At 66.4% G+C, this 7,028-nt stretch carries 5 protein-coding genes; 4 read left to right on the plus strand and 1 reads right to left on the minus strand.

The window, feature by feature from the left end:
• Positions 1-58: 58 nt before the first annotated feature.
• On the plus strand, positions 59-1,429 hold the full coding sequence (locus tag J6500_RS19405; RefSeq protein WP_225714290.1) for an MmgE/PrpD family protein: 1,371 nt from the start codon (positions 59-61) through the stop codon (positions 1,427-1,429).
• Between the two features lie 205 nt (positions 1,430-1,634).
• Here the strand turns inward: J6500_RS19405 and J6500_RS19410 are convergent, their stop codons facing one another.
• A complete protein-coding gene (locus J6500_RS19410) occupies positions 1,635-2,210 on the minus strand; it encodes a GNAT family N-acetyltransferase (protein ID WP_225714291.1) in 576 nt (191 codons plus the stop codon).
• A gap of 139 nt (positions 2,211-2,349) precedes the next feature.
• On the opposite strand from J6500_RS19410, the gene J6500_RS19415 reads away from it, so the two are divergent.
• From J6500_RS19415 to J6500_RS19425, 3 genes are all read left to right on the plus strand, one after another.
• Positions 2,350-3,267 carry a pirin family protein gene (locus tag J6500_RS19415; RefSeq protein ID WP_225714292.1) on the plus strand — a complete coding sequence of 306 codons (918 nt, stop codon included), beginning with the start codon at positions 2,350-2,352 and terminating at the stop codon, positions 3,265-3,267.
• 91 nt (positions 3,268-3,358) lie between these two features.
• Positions 3,359-4,273, plus strand: a complete 915-nt coding sequence (locus tag J6500_RS19420) for a phosphoribosylaminoimidazolesuccinocarboxamide synthase (protein WP_225714293.1) — start codon at positions 3,359-3,361, stop codon at positions 4,271-4,273.
• A gap of 183 nt (positions 4,274-4,456) precedes the next feature.
• A complete protein-coding gene (locus J6500_RS19425) occupies positions 4,457-6,655 on the plus strand; it encodes an SLC26A/SulP transporter family protein (RefSeq protein ID WP_225714294.1) in 2,199 nt (732 codons plus the stop codon).
• Positions 6,656-7,028 lie beyond the last annotated feature (373 nt).

The following is a 7,028-nucleotide window of genomic DNA, read 5'->3' on the forward strand; positions in this document are numbered from 1 at the left end:
GTGGCTTGAAAGGCCAAACCCGCCCGCCTACCCTGCGCCGCAAAATTGAGGAAACACGATGGCCCACGAAACCGCAACGCTCGCCGCCTATGTTGCCGAGCTGAAATATCAGGACATCCCGGCGGAGGTGCTGGAGCGCGCCAAGGTGCTGACGCTGGATTTTCTCGGCAGCACGATCCGCGCCCGCCGCGACGCGGAATCGACGCCGTCACTGCTGAAGATGCTTGAAGCGCTGGCGCTGGACGGCAAGGGCGAGGCCACGGTGTTCGGCGACAGCAAGACCTGGACCCCGGCGGTGGCGGCGCTGCTCAACGGCGCGCTCGGCCATTCGCTCGATTTCGACGACACCCATGCCGATTCCTCGCTGCATCCGAGCGCGCCCGTGGTGCCCGCCGCGTTCGCGGTCGGCGAGATGGTCGGCGCCTCCGGCCGCGACGTGCTGACCGCGATTGTCGCCGGCTATGAGGTGTGTTGCCGGCTCGGCAACGCGCTCGATCCGACCTCGCATTATGCCCGCGGCTTCCACCCGACCGCGACCGCCGGCACCTACGGCGCCGCCGCGGCGGCGGGCAAGCTGTTCGGGCTGTCGCAGCAACAGCTCATCTCGGCCTTCGGCGTCTCCGGCAGCCAGGCCGCGGGCTCGCTGCAGTTCCTGGTCAACGGCGCCTGGAACAAGCGTTACCAGGTCGGCGCCGCCGCGATGAACGGCGTGATCGCCGCGACCTTGGCGCGCAACGATTTCGTCGGTTCGACCGAGGCGGTCGAGGGCAAGCATGGCCTTCTGGTCGGCTACAGCGATGACGCGCATCCCGACAAGGCGGTGGCCGGGCTCGGCAGCACCTATGAGACGATGAAGATCGGCGTGAAGCCGTATCCGAGCTGCCGCTACACCCATGCCGCGATCGACGCGCTGATCGCGATGCGGCGCGAGCACAATCTGACGCCGGACCAGATCAGGAAGGTCGAGGTCGGCCTGCACCGCAATGGCATCACGCTGACCGGCGATGCCGCCACCAAGCGCCATCCGACCTCGGTGGTCGGCGGCCAGTTCTCGATGTTCTTCACCGGCGCGATCGCGCTCGATCAGGGCCGCTTCGGCTGGGACGATTACGATCGGCTCGGCGACAAGGCGATCGACGCGCTCGCCGACAAGTTCGACGTGGTGCAGGACGACCGCCTCGAGATCGGCCGCACGCACCCGTTCGGCGCTCGCGTCTCCATCACGACCGACGACGGTACCCACGAGCGTCTCTACGCCGACCCCTCGGGCGAGCCGACCTCGTTCCCCGACGCCACAGCGATGCAGCAGAAATTCCTGACGCTGGCCCGCCCGGTGCTCGACAAGCGCGCCGACCAGCTCGCGGATGCCATCCTGACGCTGGAGCGCTTCGACCGCGTGGAGCAGGCAACGCAGCTGGGCAGGCAGTAGGCGCGCCACACATTCGGTGTCGTCCTGGCGAAGGCCAGGACCCATTACCCCAACTGGCTGTTGTCGCACGACGCTGGGGCCACGGCTTTCGTCATTCCGGGGCGCGCATAGCGCGAGCCCCGGAATGACGGGCGGGAGATGCGTAGCACCGGGCGAGGCGAGCACGCCGGTCAGGCTTCCTCCCCCGCAAAGTCGGTCAGGGAAATCAACACGGATCGCCGCGCCAGCGGCTGCGCAGCGTGACCCAGATATCGATGACATCGCCCTCGAGCTTGCCCGGACCCTTGTTCACCGCGCCGAGCTGCCGCGCCACGGCCTGCGACGCGACGTTGGCCGGATCGATGCAATGGATGATGCGGTCGACGGTGAAATGATCGAACACGAAGCCGATCGCGGCGCGCGCCGCCTCCACCGCATAGCCGCGGCCGCGATACTCCCTGGCGATGCCCCAGCCGACCTCGAGGCCCGGCCATTCGGGCGGACAATACGGACCGACGCGGCCGATATAGCGGGATGAGGATTTCTCCTCGACGGCGAACATGCCGAAGCCGTGGAGCGCCCAGTGACCCGCGATGACGGCGGCATTGCGCCAGCCCTTCAGCTCCGAAGTGACGGGCTGGTGATCCGGCGTGATGAAGCGCGCGGTCTCGGGATCGGACAGCATCCGCGTGTTCTCTGCGACATCGGATGCGCGCCATGGCCGCAGGATCAGGCGCGCGGTCTCGATCACCGGACCATCGACCTGCAACAGTGTCGCGCCGGGCTTGAACAGGGAAACCATCGCTTGTCCCAGTTTCTAGGATTGCTCTCGCCGATATCGCACGGGACCGGCAAATAGACCATCGTGACCATGCCGGGTCGCCGCGACGGGGCGATCAAATCCTGTTACGATCGCGGCAAAAAGAGAAGGAGACTTTCACATGAGCTGGCAGCCCTCGACCGATCCCGAACTCGGCGATCCCAACACCTGCGACGCGCTGGATCTGATCATCGTGCCGCGCACCCGCGATCTCGGCGACGGCTTTGCGGTGCGGCGCGCGCTGCCGCACGGCAAGCGGCAGATGGTCGGTCCCTTCATCTTCTTCGATCACTTCGGCCCGGTGCAGTATCTCGCCGGCAAGGGCATGGACGTGAGGCCGCATCCGCATATCGGTCTCGCCACCGTCACCTATCTGTTCGACGGCAGCATCATGCATCGCGACAGCGAGGGCAACATCCAGGAGATCCAGCCCGGCGCGATGAATCTGATGACCGCGGGCCGCGGCATCGCGCATTCCGAGCGCACGCCCGACGTGCAGCGCCGCGACGGCCAGAAGATGCTGGGGCTGCAAAGCTGGATCGCACTGCCCGCCGGCAAGGAGGAGATCGCACCGTCGTTCCAGCATTATGCGGCAGGCGATCTGCCGATGATCTCCGAGCGCGACTTCACCGCGCGCGTGATCGCCGGCTCGGCGTTCGGCATCACCTCGCCGGTCAGCATGGTCTCGCCGTGGTTCTACACCGAGGTCACCGCGCAGGGCGGCGCCAGCCTGCCGCTCGATCCTGACCATGAGGAGCGCGCGATCTACCTCGTCGACGGCGAGGTCGAGATCGCGGGCGACCGCCATGAGGGGCCGCGCCTCTTGATCTTCCGGCCCGGCGACCGCATCACCGTGAAGACGCTGCGGCCGACCCGCATGATGTTTCTCGGCGGCGACGCGCTGGAAGGGCCGCGCCACATCTGGTGGAATTTCGTCTCCTCCTCGAAGGAGCGGATCGAGCAGGCCAAACAGGATTGGAAAACCGGACGGTTCGCGCAGGTTCCGCACGAACACGAGTTCATTCCGCTGCCGGAGTGAGCTATTTCCTGTGCTAATGTCCGGCGCCCGCACGCCCCCGTGCGGGCGCACGTCGTTGTAAACCGCCTGACTCACCGGAAAGACCACGCCCATGACCGCGATGCTATCCAGCGATTTGCCCCTGCTGCGGATCGGCCGCGGCAAGGTGCGCGATATCTACGCCGTCGGCGATGACCGCGTGCTGCTGCTGACCACCGACCGCATCTCGGCGTTCGACGTTGTCATGGCGGAGACCATCCCGATGAAGGGCGCGGTGCTGACCCAGATCAGCGCTTGGTGGTTCCGGCAGCTCGAAGGCACCGTGCCGCACCACATGATCAGCGCCGACGCCGACGAGATCATCCGCGCAGTGCCCGAGCTGAACAATCATCGCGCCGACATTTTGGGGCGCGCGATGCTGTGCAAGCGCACCACCGTGTTTCCGATCGAATGCGTGATCCGCGGCTACATCTCCGGCTCGGCGTGGAAGGAGTACGCGGCGGGCGGCACACTCGCCGGCGAGAAGCTGCCGGCCGGCCTGGTCGAGAGCCAGAAGCTCGAGCCGGCGATCTTCAGCCCGGCGACCAAGGCCGAGACCGGTCACGACGAGAACATCACGGTGGCGCGGGTGCGCGAGATCGTCGGCAGCGACGTCGCGGCAACGCTGGAGAAGATGGCGCGCGATGTCTACGGCTATGGCGAACAGACCAGCCGCGCCCGCGGCATCATCATCGCCGACACCAAGTTCGAATTCGGGCGGGACAAGGACGGCCGCATCATCCTGATCGACGAAGTGATGACGCCGGATAGCTCGCGGTTCTGGGCGGTCGACGCCTACAAGGTAGGCCAGCCGCAGCCGAGCTTCGACAAGCAGCCGCTGCGCGACTACCTCGACGCCGAGCGCCGCGCCGGCCGCTGGAACGGCGACGCCCCGGCCCCGCCGCTGCCGGCGAGCGTGGTGGATGCGACGAGCAAGCGGTATCTCGAGGCATATCGCCGCGTCACGGGCACGGAGCTGAAGGTTTAGCCGCCGTCATCATATTCGATCTATCACCGTCACCCTGAGGTAGCCGCGTCGCTTCCGGCATCGGCCGCCATGGCGCGTTCGGCAATGAGGGCGGGCACGGCTGAGGCCGCGGCAAGATTTCTGTTGTCGGGCCGTACCGCGGTCGTTTACCACTGAGAGTGCAATTTTCAGGGCACTGATTTCGTGATCAGCCGATCGCTCTATTTCGGCTCGCGGACGCGGCGGGCCATCAACGATGTGCTTGGCGGAAGCGCAGCAAGCGTCCTCAGCATCACGTTCGGCCTGTCCTATGCACTGCTGGTGTTCGCGGGCCCGCTGTCGCCCTACCTGTCCTACGGCGTGGCGGCGACCTTCATCAGCACGGCGCTGCTTGCGGCCGTCATCGCGCTCGGCAGCTCGCTGCCGTTTGCGATCGCCGGCCCCGACAGCTCGACCGCCGCGGTGATGGGAATCCTTGCGGCCTCGCTGGTCGAACGCATGATCGCGATCGATCCGGCGGCGCCGCTGCTCGCACCGGTGCTGATCACGCTCGGCCTGTCGACCATCATCACCGGATTCGTGATGTGCGGCCTCGGACTGACGCGGATGGGCCGCGCCATCCGTTACGTGCCCTATCCCGTGGTCGGCGGCTTCCTGGGCGCCACCGGGCTTCTGATCGTGCTGGGCGCGATCCGGGTCATCACCGGAAATTCCCTGCACCTCGACACGCTGCCTCTGTTTGCGAACTTCATCACCCTCTCCGAGCTGGGCGCGGCCGCCGCGATGGCGCTGGTGCTGTACCTGACCTGGCATCGCTCGCGGACCGCGTTCGGCCTGCCGGTCATCCTGATCGGCGGCGTGATCGTCGCGCATCTGGCATTGTGGATCACCGGCATCACGCCCGAGGAAGCCCGGCTGCTGGGCTGGACGTTCGAGCGGCCGCCGGCGGCGACCTTGATGCTGCCCTGGCACGCCAACGAGCTGGCGCGGTTTCCCTGGTTCATGGTTCCGGACCTGCTCGGCCATCTGGTCGCGGTGATCTTCGTCACCGCCGCCTCGACGCTGTTCAACACCACCGGCGTCGAGGTCGCGGTGCACCGCGAGGCCAATCTGGAGCGCGAGCTCAACGTCACCGGCCTGGCCAACATCCTGGCCGGCGCGATGGCCGCCTATGCGGGCTGCATCTCGGTCAGCCGCACCATCCTCAATTTCTCGACCGGCGGGCGCGGCCGCCTGTCCGGCCTGACCGCCGCGGCGGCGGCGCTGCTGATGCTCGCGGTCGCGCCGCAGCTGCTCGGCTTCATTCCGAAATTCGTGCTCGGCGGCCTGCTGCTCTATCTCGGCGTCGACCAGCTGCACAAATGGATCATCGAATCGCGCAAGCGGTTGTCGGTGACGGAATATCTGTCGCTGCTCGCGATCATCGTCATCATCGTCGGCTGGGGCTTCGTCCCCGGCATCCTGATCGGCGTGATCATCGGCTGCGCGACCTTCGCGCTGTCGGCGTCGCGGATCGAGGCCATCAAGTTCAGCTTCGACGGCTCCGAATATCGCAGCTCGCTCGACCGCTCGCGCGACGACCAGGCCACGCTGCTGGCGCATGGCGGCAAGATCCGCGGCCTGACCTTGCAGAGCTACCTGTTCTTCGGCTCGGCCAACCGGCTCTACCAGCACGTCAAGGAGCTGCTGCAGCAGAATCCCGAGCTGCGCTATCTGCTGTTCGACTTCAAGCTCGTCACCGGCGTCGATTCATCGGCGGCCTACAGTTTCGCCCAGATCAAGCGCAGCGCACATGAGGTCGGCGTCGAGCTGGTGCTGGTGCATCTGTCCGAGGCCGCCGAGAAGGCGCTGCGCTCCAGCGACTTCATCACGGCGGGCGTCACCATCATCGAGGAGCTCGATCACGCGCTGGAATGGTGCGAGAACGGCATCATCGCGCAACATCAGGATCTCGCGCTCGAGCAGGCCGATCTGCGCAGCTGGTTCGCGCGGATCCTGGAAAGCGAGCACAGCGCCGACGAATTGATCCGCCGCTGCCAGCGCATCGAGGTCGAGGCCGACGAGGTCATCGTGCGCGCCGGCGACCCCGCCGATTCCATGCACTTCATCCTCGACGGCCGCGTCGGCGTCATGGTGCCGGCCGACGACGGCCGCACCACGCGGGTGCGCAGCCTCGGCCGCTACACCACGATCGGCGAGATGGGCCTGGTCTCGCGCAGCCCGCGCAGCGCCACCATCCAGGCCGAGGTGGCGAGCGTGCTCTACGTGCTGAACGCCCACCAGTTCGCCGCGATCAAGACCGAAGACCCCGAACTCGGCCAGAAGCTGCTGACTTATTTCGTGTCTGTCATGGCCGAGCGGCTGGCGTTTGCCAATCGCACGATTGCGGTGCTTAGACGCTGAACAATGCGTCGCTCGGGGCGCGTACAGCCAAAACCTCGAAAACAACCCCATGCAAAGGAGCCGGCGGCGGCCAGGGATCGAAATCGGTCGAAACGGCGGCTTGACATGTCGGGCAACTCAGGGGTATTATTCTAATATTCCGAAACGACACACGCGCCCTAGCCGCCTGAAGGGAGGCAAAGTGCGTGGCTCGAATAGGGCCCACTGAACTGCGCGATGCCAAACCTCCACTTCAAAAGGGGAGGTCGCTTCGCTCGCCAGAACAGCGGGTCTGGATCCGGTCTCTCCACGAAGAGCATCGCCTGCGGCAGACCCCATCCGGACCTTCCCCCTTTCGGGGAAGGAGAAGACGGCCCGTAGCCCGGATGCAGCG

Origin of the sequence: Bradyrhizobium semiaridum, from assembly GCF_020329505.1 — a bacterium.
GTDB lineage: Bacteria > Pseudomonadota > Alphaproteobacteria > Rhizobiales > Xanthobacteraceae > Bradyrhizobium > Bradyrhizobium semiaridum.

Bases quoted from the DNA above. Each gene is read 5' to 3' on its own strand.
- J6500_RS19410 (WP_225714291.1), bottom strand. From the start codon at position 2,210: ATGGTTTCCCTGTTCAAGCCCGGCGCGACACTGTTGCAGGTCGATGGT.
- J6500_RS19405 (WP_225714290.1), top strand. From the start codon at position 59: ATGGCCCACGAAACCGCAACGCTCGCCGCCTATGTTGCCGAGCTGAAA.
- J6500_RS19420 (WP_225714293.1), top strand. From the start codon at position 3,359: ATGACCGCGATGCTATCCAGCGATTTGCCCCTGCTGCGGATCGGCCGC.
- J6500_RS19415 (WP_225714292.1), top strand. From the start codon at position 2,350: ATGAGCTGGCAGCCCTCGACCGATCCCGAACTCGGCGATCCCAACACC.